Here is a 17,487-nt window from a genome sequence, read left to right on the forward strand (position 1 = left end):
TAGACGGGCAGCACGAATCGCGTGCCGACCAGACTTCCCGGCGCTCCATGAGACAGCGTTTGCACGGGTGGCCTGTTGTAGCCACCTTTCATGGTCACTCTAACCAACGTGGTTGGGCGCTGCACCGACAGCTTTCGGTGACGGATGTCACGGAGGCGCCCGGCGCGCACGCGCGCCGGGCGCCTCCGTGACCCGCGGGCGGGCCGTGACCGACGGGTCCGAGGGGGACCCGCCCCGGTGTCAGTCCTCGCTGGACGACTGGGGCAGCTTCGCCTGGATCAGATTCATGACCGTGGCGTCGGTCAGCGTCGTCACGTCCCCGAGCTCACGGTTCTCGGCGACGTCGCGCAGCAGGCGGCGCATGATCTTGCCGGAGCGGGTCTTGGGCAGCTCGTTCACCGGCAGGATCCGCCGGGGCTTGGCGATCGGGCCCAGCGCGGAACCCACGTGCGCGCGCAGCTCGGCGACCAGGCCCTCGGTCTCCGAGGCCGTGCCGCGCAGGATGACGAAGGCGACGATGGCCTGCCCGGTCGTCTCGTCGGTCGCGCCGACCACGGCCGCCTCGGCGACCGAGGGGTGGGAGACGAGCGCCGACTCCACCTCGGTGGTGGAGATGTTGTGCCCGGAGACCAGCATGACGTCGTCGACCCGGCCGAGCAGCCAGATGTCGCCGTCGTCGTCCTTCTTGGCGCCGTCACCGGCGAAGTACTTGCCCTCGAAGCGGGACCAGTACGTGTCGAGGAAGCGCTGGTCGTCGCCCCAGATGGTGCGCAGCATCGACGGCCACGGCTCGGTGAGGACCAGGTAGCCGCCGCCGCCGTTCGGTACCTCGCCTGCCTCGTCGTCGACGACGGTCGCGGCGATGCCGGGCAGCGGGGTCTGGGCGGAGCCCGGCTTGGCGGCGGTCACGCCCGGCAGCGGCGAGATCATGATTCCGCCGGTCTCGGTCTGCCACCAGGTGTCCACCACGGGGGTGCGGTCCGCGCCGATGTTCTTCCGGTACCAGATCCAGGCCTCGGGATTGATCGGCTCGCCGACGGAGCCGAGGACCCGCAGCGAGGACAGGTCGAACTTCGCGGGGATGTCGTCGCCCCACTTCATGAACGTCCGGATCGCGGTCGGCGCCGTGTAGAGGATCGTCACGCCGTACTTCTGCACGATCTCCCAGAAGCGGCCCTGGTGCGGGGTGTCGGGCGTGCCCTCGTACATGACCTGGGTCGCGCCGTTGGCGAGGGGCCCGTAGACGATGTACGAGTGCCCGGTGACCCAGCCGACGTCGGCCGTGCACCAGAACACGTCCGTCTCCGGCTTGAGGTCGAAGACCGACCAGTGGGTGTATGCCGTCTGGGTGAGGTAGCCGCCGGAGGTGTGCAGGATGCCCTTCGGCTTACCCGTGGTGCCGGAGGTGTAGAGGATGAACAGCGGGTGCTCGGCCTCGAACGCCTCGGGGGTGTGCTCGGTGCTCTGGCGCCCCACCAGGTCGTGCCACCACACGTCACGGCCCTCGGTCCAGGCGACGTCCTGGCCGGTGCGGCGGACGACGAGGACGTGCTGCACGCTGTCCACGCGGCCGGCCGCGTCGTCCACGGCGGGCTTGAGCGCGGACGGCTTGCCGCGCCGGTAGCCACCGTCGGCGGTGATGACGACCTTGGCGTCGGCGTCCTGGATACGGGTCGCGAGCGCGTCCGCCGAGAAACCGCCGAAGACGACGGAGTGCGCGGCGCCGATACGGGCGCAGGCCAGCATCGCGATCGCGGCCTCGGGGATCATCGGCAGGTAGACGGCGACCCGGTCGCCCTTCCGTACCCCCAGCTCCAACAGGGCGTTGGCGGCCTGGGAGACCTCGTCCTTGAGCTGGGCGTAGGTGATCGCGCGGCCGTCGCCGGGCTCGCCCTCGAAGTGGATGGCGACGCGGTCGCCGTGTCCGGCCTCGACATGGCGGTCCACGCAGTTGTAGGCGACGTTGAGCTCGCCGTCCTTGAACCACTTGGCGAACGGCGGGTTCGACCAGTCGAGGGTCTCGGTGGGCTCCTTGGCCCAGGTCAGCCGACGGGCCTGCTCGGCCCAGAAGCCGAGCCTGTCAGCCTTGGCCTGTTCGTACGCCTCCGCGGTGACGTTGGCGTGTGCGGCCAGGTCGGCGGGGGGTGCGAACCTGCGTTCTTCCTTGAGCAGGTTGGCCAGGCTTTCGTTGCTCACGGCATCTGCCTTTCCCGGAGTGTCCGTTGTGTCCCAGGCCACAGCTCATCAGAACCAGGGGTGCGCTGACAAGGGTCGACGGCAGAGTGGTTTAGACCTTTCGAGGTCTACCGGCTGCTTCCGTGGCCAGGGGTCATCCCTACCCACGGACGCCGGTGGTGTGCGGTTCAGCCTCGGCACCGCCTCGTATGCCTTCGGGGTCCGGTCGCCGGTTCCTCACAGTGTCGGGTCCTCGGCCCGTACCCGGTCGAACACCCGCTCCCCGGCGACATCGGTGAGGAGATACGCCTGTGCCTCACCCACGTGGAAATAAAGACCATGGAGCGTCAGGAGCCCGTCCTTCAGGGCGCGGGCCACCGGCTCGTGGGCGCGCAGGTGCTCCAGTTGCTGGACGACGTTGGCCAGACAGAGCTGCTCGGCCGTGTCCGCCGGTGCCCGCCCGGCCAGCCGCACCTGGGGCCCGTTGCTGTCCCGCACGCGCTCCAGGCTCGGCAGCCCGTGCCGCAGCCACCGTCTCAGCGGGGTGCGGGCGCCGTCCGGCCGGGGGTCGAGCAGCGCCTGCATCGCACCGCAGCCCGAGTGCCCGCACACCGTGACGGACCGCACCGCCAGGGCCTCCACGGCGTACTCGAGGGCGGCCGCCACCGAGTCGTCGCCGCTCTCCTCACCGGGCAGTGGCACGAGGTTGCCGATGTTGCGGACCACGAACAGGTCGCCCGGACCACTGGAAGTGATCATCGAGGTGACCAGCCGGGAGTCGGCGCAGGTGAGGAACAACTGCGTCGGCCGCTGTCCCTCGCGCGCCAGCCGGGCCAGTTCACCACGCACCAGAGGAGCGGTGTTCCGCTGGAACGTACTGAGCCCGCGCACCAGGTCGGTCCCGGTCCGGGACGCCTCCGGACCGCCGACACCCGACACGCTCCCGGTGCCGGTGCCGGTGGCAGTGTCCGACCCCGTGCTCACGCCCGTGCCCGTGCCCGTACCCGTGCCCGGCGGGCCGTCCCCCGTGTCGGACGGGTTCGGCCGCCCGCCGGGAGCGTCCTGTCCGTCACCAGCGTCTCCGGTGTCACGGCTGCCGTGGTCGCCCAGGTCGTCGTCCGGTGCGGAGAGCGGTGGCTCGCACTGGTGGTTGCGCCAGGCGGTCCAGGGCCGGCAGCGGCACCCGGCGCCGGACGGCACGCCGGTCTCGTCGGTCCCGTCCGCCGCGGGAGAGGAGACGAGCGCCGCCGGCTCGGCGATCCGCACGCCCACTCCGGGCCGGCGGCCGGTGATCTCCACCGCTCCGCCCCGGGCGGTGTGCGTGTTCTGCCAGTCGTGCAGAGTCTCGTACGCCGCGTGGTCCATGAACGAGCCGTCCAACGCCACGACACCGGTGGCTCCCTGGGGCACGAGATGCAGGGCCCGGCTGAGTCTCGGCACAGCGAGGAACGTCAACTGCCCCCGGACATGTACGTGATGGACTCCTTCCTTCTCCTCATACGTGATCCGGGTACGGGTGAGGCGGTGCAGGGCCACGCCCACGGCGACGGCGATGCCCAGGGCCACGCCCTCCAGAACCCCCGCGAAGACCACGCCGACGGCGGTCACGGCGTAGACCAGGGCTTCACGGTGGCGGGTCACCGTGCGGATGTGGTGCAGGGACACCATCTGGATGCCGACGGCCATCACCAGGGTGGCGAGCGAGGCCAGCGGGATGAGCTCCAGGAGGGGAACCATCAGCAGCGCGGCGACCACCACGAGAACGCCGTGCAGCATCGTGGAGTTCCGGCTCACGGCGCCCGCGTGCACGTTCGCGGAACTGCGCACGGCCACCCCGGCCACGGGCAGGCCGCCGAGGCAGCCGGAGGCGATGTTCGCGGTGCCCTGGCCGAGCAGTTCGCGGTCCAGGTCGGAGCGTGGGACATGGCTCGGACCGGGACGACGGGACACCAGTTTGTCCACGGCGACCGCGCCCAGCAGCGACTGCACGCTGCACACCAGTGTGGTGGTGAGCACGGCGGCGACGAGTCCGAGCACGGGCCCTTCGGGGAGTCCGGCCAGTGCGTGGCTGCGCCAGGACGGCAGGTCGACCTCGGCCAGGACGAGTCCGGCCGCTGCGGCCGTCGCGGTGGCCCCTGTGACGGCGACGAGAGCGGCGGGGACCCTGCGCAGAAGGCGTCCGGCCTGTCCGGGCAGTTTCGGCCACAGCAGGAGCAGGGCGAGGGTGAGCACGCTCACCGCGACGGCCGCGGGGTCCACGTTCGCCAACTGGGCGGGCAGTGCCCGGAGATTGTCGGGGACGGAGCTCTGCGGGGTGCCGCCGAGGACGATGTGCACCTGGGCGACGGCGATGGTGACGCCGATGCCGGCGAGCATGCCGTGCACGATCGCGGGGCTGACGGCGAGCGCGCCGCGCGCCACCCGCAGGAAGCCCAGGCCGATCTGGGCGAGTCCGGCGAGGACGGTGATGGCACAGGTCGTCCGCCATCCGTACTGCTGGATGAGGTCGGCGGTGACGACGGTGAGTCCGGCGGCCGGACCGCTGACCTGGAGCGGGGAGCCGCCGATCCGTCCGGCGACGATCCCGCCCACGGCCGCGGCCACCAGGCCGGCCTGGAGCGGCGCGCCGGTGGCGAGTGCGATGCCGAGTGACAGGGGCAGGGCGATCAGGAAGACCGCGACGGCGGCCGACAGATCGGCGCCCGCGATGCGCAGGCGGCGGGGGCGGGGTGGCCGGGCCGGCGGCGGACTGTGCGGCGGATGGGCGCGTTCGGGCCGGTTCGGGCCGGCGGTGGGGGTGGGAACACAGGCTGGCATGCTTCCCGTCTCCTCCGGGGCTGCGCGGTCACGGAAAGGGGGTGGTGACCCGCTCGACGGTGGGGGTGGACGCGACCGTGGGGCACGGCGTCGGAACGAGGGGATCCCAACTATCAGTAAACGAATCGTAATTCAGAGTAAAGGGCAGGCATAGATTTTCCCGGCAAATAGGGCAATGAATCACCCCTATGGGTGAAGTGGGCATTTCGTCGGCTTGTCGTACTAATTCCTTCTCGATCGCGTGCGACTTTGGCGGCGCTGTCGGCCTGGGCCGGCACAGCACCAGACATCACCCCGCCAGGGTTGGCTCGAGAGAAGGAAGAAGGTGGGCGGACATGGCCGCCACCCGAAGGATCGCCGTGGGCGCCGTGATCACCGCGGTCTGCGCCGCCTCGCTCGCCGGCTGCGGAACCGGCGCCGAGGGCTCCGGGAAGGAATCGCACGGCCCAAAAAAGGCGGAGCCGGCGCCCGCACCGGAAAAGGTGGTCCGTCCGATCGGCGACGGCTCCACCGCGTACACCGGGCAGCAGCCGCACCTGACCGAGCCCGAGCGGCTGAAGCCGGGGGAGAAACCCCCGCAGTTCGTCGTCTTCTCGTGGGACGGCGCGGGTGAGGACGGCCAGAAGCTCTTCTCGCACTTCCGCAAGGTCGCCAAGGAGAACGACGCGACCATGACGTACTTCCTGAGCGGCGTGTACATGCTCCCGGAGGAGAAGCGCGACCTGTACCGCCCGCCGCAGCACTCGCCGGGCCGTTCGGACATCGGCTTCAACGATGCGCAGGGCATCGCGGCGACCGTGGAGCAGCTGCGCCTCGCGTGGCTGGAGGGCAACGAGATCGGCACCCACTTCAACGGCCACTTCTGCGGTGCCGACGGCGGGGTCGGCGAGTGGTCGGTGGAGGAGTGGAAGGACGAGATCGCCCAGGCCAAGGAGTTCGTGAAGTCCTGGAAGACACACACCGGCATGAAGAACGCCGCCCCCCTGCCCTTCGACTACGACAAGGAGCTCATCGGCGCCCGCACCCCCTGCCTGGAGGGTCAGGAGAACTTCACGAGGGCCGCGAGCGAGCTGGGCTTCCGTTACGACACCAGTGGCGTCAACGACCAGGTGTGGCCGGAGAGGAAGCGGGGCCTGTGGGATCTGTCGCTGCAGCTCGTCCCGTTCCCGGGGCACTCCTTCGAGCAGCTCACCATGGACTACAACTTCATGGTCAACCAGTCCGGCACCACCACCCAGGGCGACCCCGCGAAGCACGAACTGTGGGGCGACCAGATGCGGGACGGCCTCATCGCGGGCTTCCGGCGTGCCTACGACGGCAACCGGGCACCTCTGATCATCGGCAACCACTTCGAGTCCTGGAACGGCGGCACCTACATGCGCGCCGTCGAGGAAACCGTCGAGGCGGTCTGCACCAAGCCGGAGGTGCGCTGCGTCTCCTTCCGGCAGCTCGCGGACTGGCTGGACGCCCAGGACCCGCGGACCCTGGAGAAGCTGCGCACCCTGAATGTGGGCGAGGCCCCGAAGCAGGGCTGGAAGTCCTTCCTGTCCGCCGGTCCCGCCCCGGATCCCAAGGGCGTCCCCGGGGCGCCCGTCGCGAAGGGGTGAGCGGGGCGGCCTCCGCCATGGCCGCGGGCGGCGGCCCGGCGTGAAGAAGGCCACTCCCTCGAGGGGCGGGCGCCGAAGGTGCGTACTGTCGTACTCATGAGTACGACAGGGGCGACCGCCGATCCGCTCGCGGCCCTGGGCGCGCTGCCCGGGGTGGCCGAATCCGTGGAATCCGTACGCAAGGCGGTGGACCGTGTCTACGGACACCGGGTCATGCGGCGGCGCAGCAACGAGATCACTTCCGAGGCGGCGCTGCGTGGCGCCCGCGGCTCGGCCGCGCTGTCCGGCGCGGACTGGGCGCTGGAGGAGGTGCGCCGGCGCAGCGACTTCGGCACCGACGACGAGGCACGCACGATGGGTGCCGCGCTGCGGCTGTCCGCCGAGGCGGGCCAGTTGCTGACCATCTGGCGGCAGTCGCCGCTGAGGGTGCTCGCCCGGCTGCACCTGGTGGCGGCGGCCGGCCGCGCCGACCAGGTCGGACGGCCCCGGAAGGACGGTGAGCGGGTCGACGAGCCCTTGATCGGCCTCCCGCTGCCCGGCGCGGCGGAGGCGCACGGCCGACTGGAGGGCCTGGCCGAGCTGATTATCGCGGGCGGCCCCACCCCGGCGCTGGTCACGGCCGCCGTCGTGCACGGCGAGCTGCTCGCGCTGCGCCCCTTCACCTCCCACAACGGCCTTCTCGCGCGTACGGCCGAGCGCATCGTGCTGGTCGGCAGCGGACTGGACCCGAAGTCGGTCTGCCCGGCCGAGGTCGGCCATGCAGAGCTGGGCCGGGACGCCTGTCTGACGGCGTTGGAGGGCTACGTCTCCGGCACTCCCGAGGGCGTGGCCGCCTGGATCGCCCACTGCGGACGGGCGGTCGAGCTGGGGGCGCGCGAGTCCATGGCGGTGTGCGAGGCACTGCAGCGAGGGGCGGCGTAACGCGCGCTCGGGAGCCTGGGTGCGGAGGCCTGCGCGGAAATGCGGCGGTACGAATTCTCGTACCGCCGCTGGCATGTCCACCTGGTTACCAGGCGTCCTCGATATATGCCCATCAGGTCGGGAACTCTGCCCGTCCCTGGTGCGGCTGGCCCGTAATCGACGGGTCGACGTCGCGTGGGTGCCCTGTGGCCATGCTCGGTCCGTGGGGCCAGATGCGTTGTGAAGGTGATCCTCTCGGATGTCCTTGGTCTCGCGGGCCGTTGAGTCCTTTGTACTCCAGGTTCCAAGCAAGCGGAAGTGGGGGGCCCGCTTCTTTACTTTTGGGTTCAAAGGCGCGCCAACCGGGCATCCGTGTGCCGGACGGAGACCGGTCCCGCGGGCGCGCCTTCGCCGTGCCCGGTCAGGCCACCGTCGCGCGGCGTCGGCTGGTGTACCAGACCAGGCCCGCGGTGGCCGCGGCGGCTCCTATCGCGGCCGCCGCCACGAGGGCCGGACGGTGCGGGACGGAGAGCGCGGGGATGCGCTGCTTGAGCCTTACGGGCCGGTGGAAGTCCAGGATCGGCCACTCGCGCACGACGGCTTCGCGGCGCAGCGCCCGGTCCGGGTTCACGGCGTGCGGGTGGCCCACGGACTCCAGCATCGGCACGTCGGTCGCCGAGTCGCTGTAGGCGTAGCAGCGGGCGAGGTCGTAGCCCTCCGACTCGGCCAGCTCCCTGATCGCCTCGGCCTTCGTCGGCCCGTACGCGTAGTACTCCACCTCTCCGGTGAAGCACCCGTCGTCGCCCACGACCATGCGGGTGGCGACGACCCGGTCCGCGCCCAGCAGCTCGCCGATCGGCTCGACCACCTCGGCGCCCGAGGTGGACACGATCACCACGTCGCGGCCGGCGGTGTGGTGCTGCTCGATGAGGGTGGCGGCCTCGTCGTAGATGATCGGGTCGATCAGGTCGTGCAGGGTCTCGGCGACGATCTCCTTGACCTGCCGGACGTTCCAGCCGCGGCACAGTGCGGACAGGTACTTGCGCATCCGCTCCATCTGGTCGTGGTCGGCACCGCCGGCCAGGAAGACGAACTGGGCGTATGCGGTACGCAGGACTGCCCTGCGGTTGATCAGGCCGCCTTGGTAGAACGACTTGCTGAACGTGAGCGTGCTCGACTTCGCGATGACCGTCTTGTCCAGATCGAAGAAGGCGGCTGTACGGGGCAGTGAGTGGTTTTCCACGCCCTGAGCATAGGCGCAGCCCATTCGGCGTAAGGTGTGGCGCGTGGGTTTGCCTGAGAGGGCTCTCGGGTACACCATGGAAGTCACGGATCGTTCGCGACCGTGCTAACCCGGTCCGGCTCCTCCCCCCCCCCGAGTCGGCCGTGGGGACGACCCCCGCTCTCCCCCCCGGCGGGGGTCGTCGCATGTCCGGGTGGGTTTTTCCTCCTTCTTGTCACGGCCGAGGCGCCGCTCGACGGCCCTGTCCTCGTGGATTGTCATGTCCATGACTTTTGACTCTGTGTAGCCGCAGGGCTGCTCTGAGGGATTCCCCAAGAGCCGCTCGGGGCTCACCGGTATGGGTGACAGCGATATTCACAGGCGTCGGACCGTCCACAGTTTTTGACCAAGATCCACATGATTTTCCGGATCGCCGCACCGTGATTCCAGCGCGTCCCGCTCGTGGCGAGTTCACCGCCCGTTCCGTTTGTCGAGTCGCGTACGGCCGGTTTCCGCCGGCCGTTCATATGGAGACCGCTTGCCGGTTCTTCACACGTTTGGGAATCGCGGGGCCGAAGGGGCGCCGCGTGATGCAGCGAAGGGGGAAGAAAATGGCAGGAACCGTCACACACGATCCGCCGCCCGCCGCCGGAGGAAGCAGGCAGGGCGGACCGCTGATCGTCACCGAGGACACCGGACTTCTCGACGATCTGCTGCGCCTGTGCGCGGCGGCCGGTGCCACCCCGGAGGTCCACCACGGGGTACCGGAGCAGCGGGGCAGCTGGGAGGCCGCACCGCTGGTCCTCGTCGGGGACGACGCCGCGCGGCGCGTGCGCGGTGCCACGCGGCGGCGCGGAGTGGTGCTGGTCGGCCGCGACCAGGACGACTCCGGGGTCTGGCGCCGGGCCGTCGAGATCGGCGCCGACCATGTGCTGATGCTGCCCGACGGCGAGCAGTGGCTGGTCGACCGCATCGCCGACGTGGCCGAGGGCGTGGGCAGGCCGGCCCTGACCGTCGGCGTCCTCGGCGGCCGGGGCGGGGCCGGCGCCTCCACGCTCGCGTGCGCGCTCGCCGTCACTTCGGCGCGGGAGGGGCTGCGCACCCTCCTGGTGGACGCGGATCCGCTGGGCGGCGGACTCGACGTGGTCCTCGGCGGCGAAACGGCGGAAGGGCTGCGCTGGCCCGCTTTCGCCGCCTCACGGGGGCGGGTCGGCGGTGGCGCCCTGGAGGAGTCGCTGCCCGAACTGCACTCCCTGCGGGTGCTCAGCTGGGACCGCGGCGACTGCGTCACCGTGCCGCCGCAGGCCGTACGGGCGGTGCTCGCCGCGGCCCGGCGCGGGGGCGGCACGGTCGTGGTCGACCTGCCGCGGCGCGTCGACGGCGGGGTGGCCGAGATCCTCGCGCAGCTCGACCTCGGGCTCCTGGTGGTCCCCGCCGAACTGCGCGCCGTCGCGGCGGCCGGACGCGTCGTCTCCGCCGTCGGCATGGTCCTGCGCGACCTGCGGGTGGCGGTGCGCGGTCCGTACGCACCCGGCCTCGACGACCGGGAGGTGGCCCGGCTGCTCGGACTGCCTCTCGTCGGCGACGTACCCGTCGAGCCCGGCCTGCAGCGACCGCCCGGCTCGGGGCGGCCGCCAGGGGCGTCGAGCCAAAGTCCGCTGGCCCGGTTCTGCAAGGAGTTCTGGGATCGGGCGCTGGTGGAGGCGAGGGCCGTATGAGCACCGGAGGAGGTCAGAGGCCGGAGGGGCCGCGCGGGACGCCGGTGGGCGGCCGGGAGGGCACGCTGCCCGTGGAGAGGTGTGGGGCGCAGCCGACCGGGTTCGGGGGTATGGCCCCGGTCGGTACCGGGGGCGTGGCTGCCGCGGGCTCCCGCAGCGCCGGGGCAGCGGGGCACGGGGCCGGGGCGCCGGTGGCGGGAAGGGCGTCCGGTACGCCGGTGAGCGCCGCCGGGAATGGGCCAAGGATGCCTCCTGGACTGCTCGACGGGGTACGGCGGTGGCTCGCGGAGAGCGGGTCCGAACCGACGCCCGCGCGGGTGGCTCAGGCCCTGCGGGAGCAGGGGCGGGTGCTCGGTGCCGCCGAAGTGCTGGGAGCCGCGGAACACCTGCGGTCCGAACTGATCGGCAGCGGGCCGCTGGACCCGCTCCTCGCCGACCGGTCGGTCACCGACGTGCTCGTGTCGGCACCCGACCGGGTCTGGGTGGACCGGGGCGGCGGACTGGAGCTGACGGGCGTCTCCTTCCCGGACGCGGTGACCGTACGCAGGCTCGCCCAGCGGCTCGCCGCCGTGGCCGGCCGGCGTCTGGACGACGCCCGGCCCTGGGTCGACGCGCGACTGCCCGACGGGACACGGCTCCACGCCGTGCTGCCCCCGGTGGCCGTCGGCTGCACCTGCCTGTCGCTGCGCGTCGTACGGCCCCGCGCCTTCACCCTGGACGAACTGACGGCGGCCGGCACGGTGCCGCCGGGCGGCGACCGGATTCTGCGCGCACTGCTCGACGCGCGGCTGTCCTTCCTGGTCAGTGGTGGCACCGGGACGGGCAAGACGACCTTGCTCAGCGCACTGCTGGGGCTGGTCGGTCCGGACGAGCGGATCGTCCTCGCCGAGGACTCGGCCGAACTGCGGCCCGACCATCCGCACGTCGTACGCCTGGAGACCCGGACCGCGAACCAGGAGGGCGCCGGGCTCGTCACGCTCGAGGACCTGGTGCGCCAGGCGCTGCGGATGCGGCCGGATCTGCTGGTCGTGGGTGAGGTGCGCGGGCCCGAGGTGGTCCATCTGCTGGCAGCCCTCAACACCGGACACGAGGGTGCCGGGACCGTCCATGCCAATGCCGCCGCGGACGTACCCGCCCGGCTCGAGGCGCTCGGCACGGCGGCCGGGCTCGACCGTTTGGGACTGCACAGCCAACTGGCGGCCGCCTTGTCCGTGGTGCTGCATTTGGTCCGCGACCGGACCGGCCGGCGGCGGATCGCCGAGGTGCACGTGCTGGAACGGGACTCGTCGGGGCTGGTGCGGACCGTGCCCGCCCTGCGCTGGGGTTCCGACGCGTTCGTCCCCGAGCGGGGATGGGAGCGGCTGCGGGGCCTGCTCCGGAGCGGCGGCGCCGACGGCGGCGGACTGTGAGCGGTCGGCTCGCGGGAGGTCGGCCCCTGGCCGAAAGGCCCTTGAACGAGCGGCCCTTGAAGGGGCCGTTGAACCGGTGGAGGCAGCAGATGGTGAGAGGGGACCAGGAGTGAACGGGACCGCCGGGATGTCGATGGGGACGGCCATGGCGTGCCTGGGAGCCGCCGCGTGGCTGCTGGGCGGCCGGCGGGCCGGAGCCAGGCGGGCGCGGCTGCTGCTGGCCGACGGCGGGCCGGTCGGGAGCGGGTCGCCGGGACGGCCCCGGGTGATCCGCGCGTGGGGACGCGCCCGGGGAAGGCTGCGGGCCGAATGGTGGGCCCTGGCCGCCGGGGCGGTGCTCGCGCTGCTGGGCGCATCGGCGCTGCCGCTCGTCGCGGGCGCGGCCGGGGTGCCGTTGCTGCGGCGGGGGCGGTTGGCCGCTGGGGAGCGCCGGGCCCGTGAGCGCCGGGGCGACGCGGTGATCGCACTGTGCGGGGCACTCGCCGGGGAGGTGCGCGCAGGGCGGCAGCCGGGTGAGGCGTTGTCACCGGCCGTGCGGGACTCCGGCGGACTCGGCGACGCCCAGGCGGCGGTGCTGGCGGCGGCACGGTTCGGCGGGGACGTCCCGGAGGGGCTCGCGGTGGCGGCGCGGCAGCCGGGCGCCGAAGGGCTCCGGGGACTCGCCGCGTGCTGGCAGGTCGCCGTGGACCAGGGGGCGGGGCTCGCGGCCGGACTGGACAGGCTGGAAGCGGCGCTGCGTGCCGAACGGGACCGGCGTGCCGATCTGCGCGCCCAGTTGGCCGGTGCCCGCGCCACCGCGGTGATGCTCGCCGGGCTCCCCGCCCTGGGGCTCGGGCTCGGTGCCGCACTCGGGGCCGACCCCCTGCACATCCTCCTGCACACCCCGTCGGGACTCGGCTGTCTCGTGGCCGGCGGGGTCCTGGAGGGCCTGGGGCTGTGGTGGGTGCTGCGGATCATGCGGGGTGCCGAGGAGGCGTCGGCATGAGTGGCGAGGCTGTCCACAGGCTGGGGATTGCCATGGGGGCGGTGCTGGCGTTCGGCTGGCCGGCCTGGTGGCTGTGCCACGCGCGGCGTGAGCACCGGCTGCGACGACGGCTGGCCGGGACGCTGGCCGTGGGACAGGCGGCCGCCCGGCCACGCCTCACCGTGCCGGGAGGCGCGCGCGGCTGGCTGCCCCCGGCGGGCGTGGCCTGCGCGGGCTGGTTGCTGGTGGGCGGTCCCACCGGAGTGCTGGTCGGGCTGGCCTGCGCCGCCGGACTGTGGCGATGGCGCCTGCGGCAGACGGCGGCCGGCGCGCACGAGCGGGAACGCGCGCAGGCCCGTGCGGCACGGCAACTGCCCCTTGCCGCCGATCTGCTGGCCGCCTGCATCGCGGCCGGCGCCGGGCCCGTGACCGCCGCGCAGGCCGTCGGTGAGGCCCTGGGCGGGCCGGTCGGGGACGCGCTGGCCAGAGGCGCGGCGGAGGTACGGCTCGGTGGGGAGCCGGGCGCGGCCTGGTGCCGACTGGCCGCCGTGCCGGGAGCCGCGGCCCTGGCCCGGCTGCTGGAACGGGCCGACGTGTCGGGACTGCCCATGGCCGCGCCCGTCGCACGACTCGCCGCGGACTCCCGCGCGCAGTGGACCCGCGAGGCGACGGCACGGGCACGGCGGGCCGCCGTCATGGTCACCGCGCCGGTCGGGCTGTGCTTCCTTCCCGCCTTCATCGCGGTCGGCGTACTGCCCGTGGTGATCGGACTCGCCGGCGGGGTGCTGGGAGGGGGCGGTCGATGACGGGAGGGGGCCCAAACGGCGGCAGGACGAACCGCCGGACAACCAAGTGGTGTTTCAGCAGGGCGTTTTGACGAGGGAGTTGAGATGTATCAGGTGATGCAGGTGGTACGGGCGCGGTTGTATGTCCTGCTGTGCAGGGGGCACACGGCACGGAAGGACGCCGGAATGGTCACTTCCGAGTACGCCATGGGCATCGTGGCGGCGGTGGCGTTCGCCGTCGTGCTCTACAAGGTGGTCACGAGCGGCCCGGTCGACGAGGCGCTGACGAAGATCGTGGAGCAGGCGCTCGATGGCGACATGTGAACACCGCTCGGACCGTGGCTTCGTGACGGCGGAGTCGGCGATGGTGCTGCCCGTGCTGGTGATGTTCGCGATGGCGCTGGTATGGGGGATGTTGGTGGTGGCGGCGCAGATCCAGTGCGTGGATGCGGCCCGCACCGGTGCCCGCGCGGCGGCCCGGCAGGATTCCCCCGGTGCGGTCGTCGAGGTGGCCCGCCGGGCGGCGCCGTCCGGCGCGGAGGTCACCGTGCGCCGGGAGGCGGCGCACGTTCGCGTGATCGTCGTGGCCAGGCCCCCGCTGCTGCACGGACTGCCCTTCGACGTACGGGAGGAGGCGGTGGCGGCCGTGGAGGAGACGGTGGGGGCGGACACGTGAAGCACGGGATCCGCGACAGGCGGCGACGGCAGAGCGGCCGGGTTCGCGGCCGAGAGCGTGAGCGGAGGCGTGGAGCCGGTCCGTCGGACCGGAGGGCCGAGCGCCGTACCGGTGGGGAGTGCGGAGGGCGCGCGGTACGGGCCGGGCGGGAGGCAGCCGGGCCCGGGCGAGGTTTCGGCCCGGACGGCGACCGTCACCGGGAGCCCGACCGGTACCGGGACGGTGGCGGCTGTTGGGAGTCCGCCCGTCACCGGGACGGCGGCCGGCATCAGGAGAGCCGTCGGCGCCCGGCCCGGCCCCCAGGTCGGCACCAACACTCGGGACAGGGCTTTGACCGGGGCTCCGCGACCGTCTGGAGCGTCGGGGCGATTGCCGTGCTGTGTGTCGTCTTCGGTGGCGTCCTCGCCCTGGGGCAGGCCGTCGTGGTCCGGCACCGGGCGGCCGGCGGTGCGGACCTCGCCGCGCTGGCGGCGGCGGACCGGTGGACGGACGGTACGGCGGCGGCCTGCGCGCGGGCCGGCCGGGTGGCCGGGGCGCAGGGCACGCGTCTGGTGCGGTGCACCCTTGAGGGTGAGGTCTCGGACGTGTCGGTGGCCGCGGGACGACCGCTGTTCGAGGCGGAGGTCAGGGCGCGGGCGGGACCGGCCGGTCCGGTGGCCCCCGCTGTCGCTCACCCCTGGCCGGCCTCCGGCGCCACACCGCCCGTCGGGCCCGTTCGATCCGCCCGCTCCGCCTCGCTCTCCCCCGCCCCGCCCTCCTTCGCCGGTGCCCCCTCCAGCAGCACCGTGAGGAGCCGTACCGCACCCCGCTTGTGCAGAGGCTCGTTGCCGTTGCCGCACTTGGGGGACTGGATACAGGACGGGCACCCGGCCTCGCACTCGCAGGAGGCGATCGCCTGCCGGGTGGCGGTGAGCCAGTCGCCGGCGGTGTGGAAGGCGCGCTCGGCGAAGCCGGCCCCGCCCGGATGACCGTCGTAGACGAAGACGGTGGGCAGCAGGGTGTCGGGGTGCAGGGGGACGGAGACCCCGCCGATGTCCCAGCGGTCGCAGGTCGCGAAGAGGGGCAGCATGCCGATCGACGCGTGCTCGGCGGCGTGCAGGGCGCCGCCGAGGATCTCCGGGTTGATCCGGGCCCGGTCCAGCTGGTCCTCGGTGACCGTCCACCACACCGCGCGGGTGCGCAGCGTACGGGGTGGCAGGTCGAGTTTCGTCTCGCCCAGTACCTCGCCGGTGATGACACGTCGACGCAGGAAGGAGACCACTTGGTTGGTGACCTCGACGGAGCCGAAGCACAGGCGGCCGTCACCCCACGGGATCTCGGTGTCCGTCTCCAGCACGGAGATCGACGTCGTGTCGCGGGCGACCGTCGTGTAGGCCGGGGCGGCCTGCTCGACCAGGGCGACGGAATCCTCCAGATCGAGGGAGCGGACGAGATACGTGCGGCCCTGGTGCAGGTGGACCGCGCCCTCGTGGACGGTCGTGTGCGCGGCGCCGGCGTCCACCGTGCCGAGCAGCCGTCCCGTCCCGTCCTCGACGACCTGGACGGGACGGCCGCCCTCCCCGCGGATGTCGGTCAGGTCGGCGGCCCGTTCCCTGCGGGTCCAGTGCCAGGCCTTCGTCCGGCGGCGGAGCAGCTTCGCGGCCTCCAGCTGCGGCAGCAGCTCCTCGGCGGCCGGTCCGAACAGTGCCAGATCCTCGTCGGTCAGCGGCAGTTCCTCGGCCGCCGCGCACAGGTGCGGGGCGAGCACGTAGGGGTTGTCGGGGTCGAGGACGGTGGATTCCACGGGCCGGTCGAACAGGGCCTCGGGGTGATGGACGAGGAAGGTGTCCAGGGGGTCGTCGCGGGCGACCAGGACGGCGAGGGCGCCCTGCCCCGACCGGCCCGCGCGGCCCGCCTGCTGCCACAGGGACGCCCGGGTTCCCGGATAGCCGGCGATCACCACGGCGTCCAGGCCGGAGATGTCCACGCCGAGCTCCAGGGCGTTCGTCGCGGCCAGTCCGAGGAGTTCGCCGGAGTGCAGGGCACGTTCGAGGGCGCGGCGCTCCTCGGGGAGATAGCCGCCCCGGTAGGCCGCCACCCGCCGGACCAGCGAGCGGTCGACCTCGGCGAGGCGCTCCTGGGCGATCACCGAGATCAGCTCGGCGCCGCGCCGGGAGCGTACGAAGGTGACCGAGCGCACGCCCTGGACGGTGAGGTCGGTCATCAGGTCGGCGGCCTCGGCGGTGGCCGTGCGCCGGACGGGGGCGCCCTTCTCGCCGTGCAGCTCGGTCAGCGGAGGTTCCCAGAGGGCGAACACCAGTTCCCCACGAGGTGAGGCGTCGTCGGCGACCTCGACCACCGGCAGACCGGTGAGGCGGCGGGCGGCGACCGCGGGCTCGGCGGCGGTCGCGGAGGCGAGCAGGAACACGGGCGAGGCGCCGTAGCGGGCGCAGAGCCGGCGCAGCCGGCGCAGCACCTGGGCGACGTGCGAGCCGAAGACGCCCCGGTAGGTGTGGCACTCGTCGACGACGACGTACTTCAGCGACTTCAGGAAGGAGGCCCAGCGGGCGTGGGACGGGAGGACGCCCCGGTGCAGCATGTCCGGGTTGGTCAGGACGTAGTTGGCGTACTGGCGGATCCACTCGCGTTCCTCGAACGGAGTGTCGCCGTCGTGGACCGCGGCGCGCACCGAATGGCCCAAAGGTTGTGAAAGTTCCTTCACAGCACGGCACTGGTCGGCCGCAAGCGCCTTCGTGGGGGCCAGGTACAGGGCGGTCGCGCCGCGGCCGTTCGGGGCCTCGGAGCCGTCCAGGAGCGCCGACAGGACGGGCGTGAGATACGCCAGGGACTTGCCGGAGGCGGTACCGGTGGCGACCACGACGGACTCGCCGTCGAGGGCGTGTTCGGCGGCGCGTGCCTGGTGGGCCCACGGATGGTCGATGCCCGCGGCCTGCACGGCGGCGAGCACCTCCGCCCGGATCCGGTCCGGCCAGACGGCATGGCGACCCGCCCGCGGGGGCAAGTGCTCCGTATGAGTAATGCGCGAAGCCCTGCTCGGCCCGGCCGCGAGCCGGTCGAGGAGCGCCCTCGGCGAGGGCTGGGGTGCGCCGTCCGCCGGGGGCCGATCGGGTCGAAGATTCTTGGCCATCGGCACCGAGTGTGTCACCGGCATGACGGACAATGGGTCCAAGGCGTCGTGCATGCCTGCCGGTAAGTGATTGAATGCCATCGCGGC

12 protein-coding genes and 1 pseudogene are annotated in these 17,487 nt (G+C 72.7%); 9 read left to right on the forward strand and 4 right to left on the reverse strand.

Annotation, left to right across the window (positions count from 1 at the left end; all coding sequences use genetic code 11):
* Nucleotides 1-240 precede the first annotated feature (240 nt).
* Together acs and ACWZEH_RS18890 are read right to left on the reverse strand one after the other, a co-directional pair.
* Nucleotides 241-2,196 carry an acetate--CoA ligase gene (gene acs, locus ACWZEH_RS18885; protein ID WP_456192344.1) on the reverse strand — a complete coding sequence of 652 codons (1,956 nt, stop codon included), beginning with the start codon at nt 2,194-2,196 and terminating at the stop codon, nt 241-243.
* A 216-nt stretch (nt 2,197-2,412) separates the two neighbouring features.
* Complete coding sequence (locus ACWZEH_RS18890) at nt 2,413-4,992, reverse strand: SulP family inorganic anion transporter (protein WP_456192345.1); 2,580 nt, start codon at nt 4,990-4,992, stop codon at nt 2,413-2,415.
* 335 nt (nt 4,993-5,327) lie between these two features.
* Here ACWZEH_RS18890 and ACWZEH_RS18895 point away from each other — a divergent pair, with 335 nt between their 5' ends.
* Nucleotides 5,328-6,599, forward strand: coding sequence for a polysaccharide deacetylase family protein (locus ACWZEH_RS18895; protein WP_456192346.1), 1,272 nt, complete (start codon nt 5,328-5,330; stop codon nt 6,597-6,599).
* A 96-nt stretch (nt 6,600-6,695) separates the two neighbouring features.
* Nucleotides 6,696-7,520: a Fic family protein gene (locus tag ACWZEH_RS18900; protein ID WP_456192347.1), complete on the forward strand. Its 825-nt coding sequence runs from the start codon at nt 6,696-6,698 to the stop codon at nt 7,518-7,520.
* Nucleotides 7,521-7,920: 400 nt separating this feature from the next.
* On the opposite strand, the gene ACWZEH_RS18905 is transcribed toward ACWZEH_RS18900, so the two are convergent.
* Nucleotides 7,921-8,766, reverse strand: a complete 846-nt coding sequence (locus tag ACWZEH_RS18905; RefSeq protein WP_456192348.1) for an HAD family hydrolase — start codon at nt 8,764-8,766, stop codon at nt 7,921-7,923.
* A 566-nt stretch (nt 8,767-9,332) separates the two neighbouring features.
* On the opposite strand from ACWZEH_RS18905, the gene ssd reads away from it, so the two are divergent.
* The 7 genes and pseudogenes from ssd to ACWZEH_RS18940 form a co-directional block, all read left to right on the forward strand.
* Entirely contained in the window at nt 9,333-10,439 is a 1,107-nt protein-coding gene (ssd, locus tag ACWZEH_RS18910; protein ID WP_456192349.1) for a septum site-determining protein Ssd, read from the forward strand.
* 110 nt (nt 10,440-10,549) lie between these two features.
* Nucleotides 10,550-11,848 carry a TadA family conjugal transfer-associated ATPase gene (locus tag ACWZEH_RS18915; protein WP_456192350.1) on the forward strand — a complete coding sequence of 433 codons (1,299 nt, stop codon included), beginning with the start codon at nt 10,550-10,552 and terminating at the stop codon, nt 11,846-11,848.
* A gap of 133 nt (nt 11,849-11,981) precedes the next feature.
* Nucleotides 11,982-12,833 carry a type II secretion system F family protein gene (locus ACWZEH_RS18920; RefSeq protein ID WP_456199685.1) on the forward strand — a complete coding sequence of 284 codons (852 nt, stop codon included), beginning with the start codon at nt 11,982-11,984 and terminating at the stop codon, nt 12,831-12,833.
* Entirely contained in the window at nt 12,830-13,618 is a 789-nt protein-coding gene (locus ACWZEH_RS18925; RefSeq protein WP_456192351.1) for a type II secretion system F family protein, read from the forward strand. Before ACWZEH_RS18920 ends, ACWZEH_RS18925 begins: the two co-directional genes overlap by 4 nt.
* A 93-nt stretch (nt 13,619-13,711) precedes the next feature.
* Nucleotides 13,712-13,921 (forward strand): DUF4244 domain-containing protein, encoded by a 210-nt coding sequence (locus tag ACWZEH_RS18930; protein ID WP_456199687.1) that lies wholly within the window; start codon nt 13,712-13,714, stop codon nt 13,919-13,921.
* Nucleotides 13,908-14,273 (forward strand): TadE family type IV pilus minor pilin, encoded by a 366-nt coding sequence (locus tag ACWZEH_RS18935; RefSeq protein WP_456192352.1) that lies wholly within the window; start codon nt 13,908-13,910, stop codon nt 14,271-14,273. Before ACWZEH_RS18930 ends, ACWZEH_RS18935 begins: the two co-directional genes overlap by 14 nt.
* A gap of 374 nt (nt 14,274-14,647) precedes the next feature.
* A pseudogene (locus ACWZEH_RS18940) lies at nt 14,648-14,857 on the forward strand (Rv3654c family TadE-like protein); the annotation flags it as partial.
* Between the two features lie 86 nt (nt 14,858-14,943).
* On the opposite strand, the gene ACWZEH_RS18945 reads toward ACWZEH_RS18940, so the two are convergent.
* Nucleotides 14,944-17,481, reverse strand: coding sequence for a DEAD/DEAH box helicase (locus ACWZEH_RS18945; protein WP_456192353.1), 2,538 nt, complete (start codon nt 17,479-17,481; stop codon nt 14,944-14,946).
* Between the last annotated feature and the right edge of the window lie 6 nt (nt 17,482-17,487).

Source organism: Streptomyces yamdrokensis, assembly GCF_053890455.1.

Excerpts from the sequence above, each read along its gene's own strand:
- ssd (WP_456192349.1), top strand. The coding sequence starts at position 9,333 with ATGGCAGGAACCGTCACACACGATCCGCCGCCCGCCGCCGGAGGAAGC.
- ACWZEH_RS18900 (WP_456192347.1), top strand. The coding sequence starts at position 6,696 with ATGAGTACGACAGGGGCGACCGCCGATCCGCTCGCGGCCCTGGGCGCG.
- ACWZEH_RS18905 (WP_456192348.1), bottom strand. The coding sequence starts at position 8,766 with ATGGGCTGCGCCTATGCTCAGGGCGTGGAAAACCACTCACTGCCCCGT.
- ACWZEH_RS18895 (WP_456192346.1), top strand. The coding sequence starts at position 5,328 with ATGGCCGCCACCCGAAGGATCGCCGTGGGCGCCGTGATCACCGCGGTC.
- ACWZEH_RS18920 (WP_456199685.1), top strand. The coding sequence starts at position 11,982 with ATGGGGACGGCCATGGCGTGCCTGGGAGCCGCCGCGTGGCTGCTGGGC.
- ACWZEH_RS18890 (WP_456192345.1), bottom strand. The coding sequence starts at position 4,992 with ATGCCAGCCTGTGTTCCCACCCCCACCGCCGGCCCGAACCGGCCCGAA.
- ACWZEH_RS18935 (WP_456192352.1), top strand. The coding sequence starts at position 13,908 with ATGGCGACATGTGAACACCGCTCGGACCGTGGCTTCGTGACGGCGGAG.
- ACWZEH_RS18945 (WP_456192353.1), bottom strand. The coding sequence starts at position 17,481 with ATGGCATTCAATCACTTACCGGCAGGCATGCACGACGCCTTGGACCCA.
- ACWZEH_RS18915 (WP_456192350.1), top strand. The coding sequence starts at position 10,550 with ATGGCCCCGGTCGGTACCGGGGGCGTGGCTGCCGCGGGCTCCCGCAGC.
- ACWZEH_RS18925 (WP_456192351.1), top strand. The coding sequence starts at position 12,830 with ATGAGTGGCGAGGCTGTCCACAGGCTGGGGATTGCCATGGGGGCGGTG.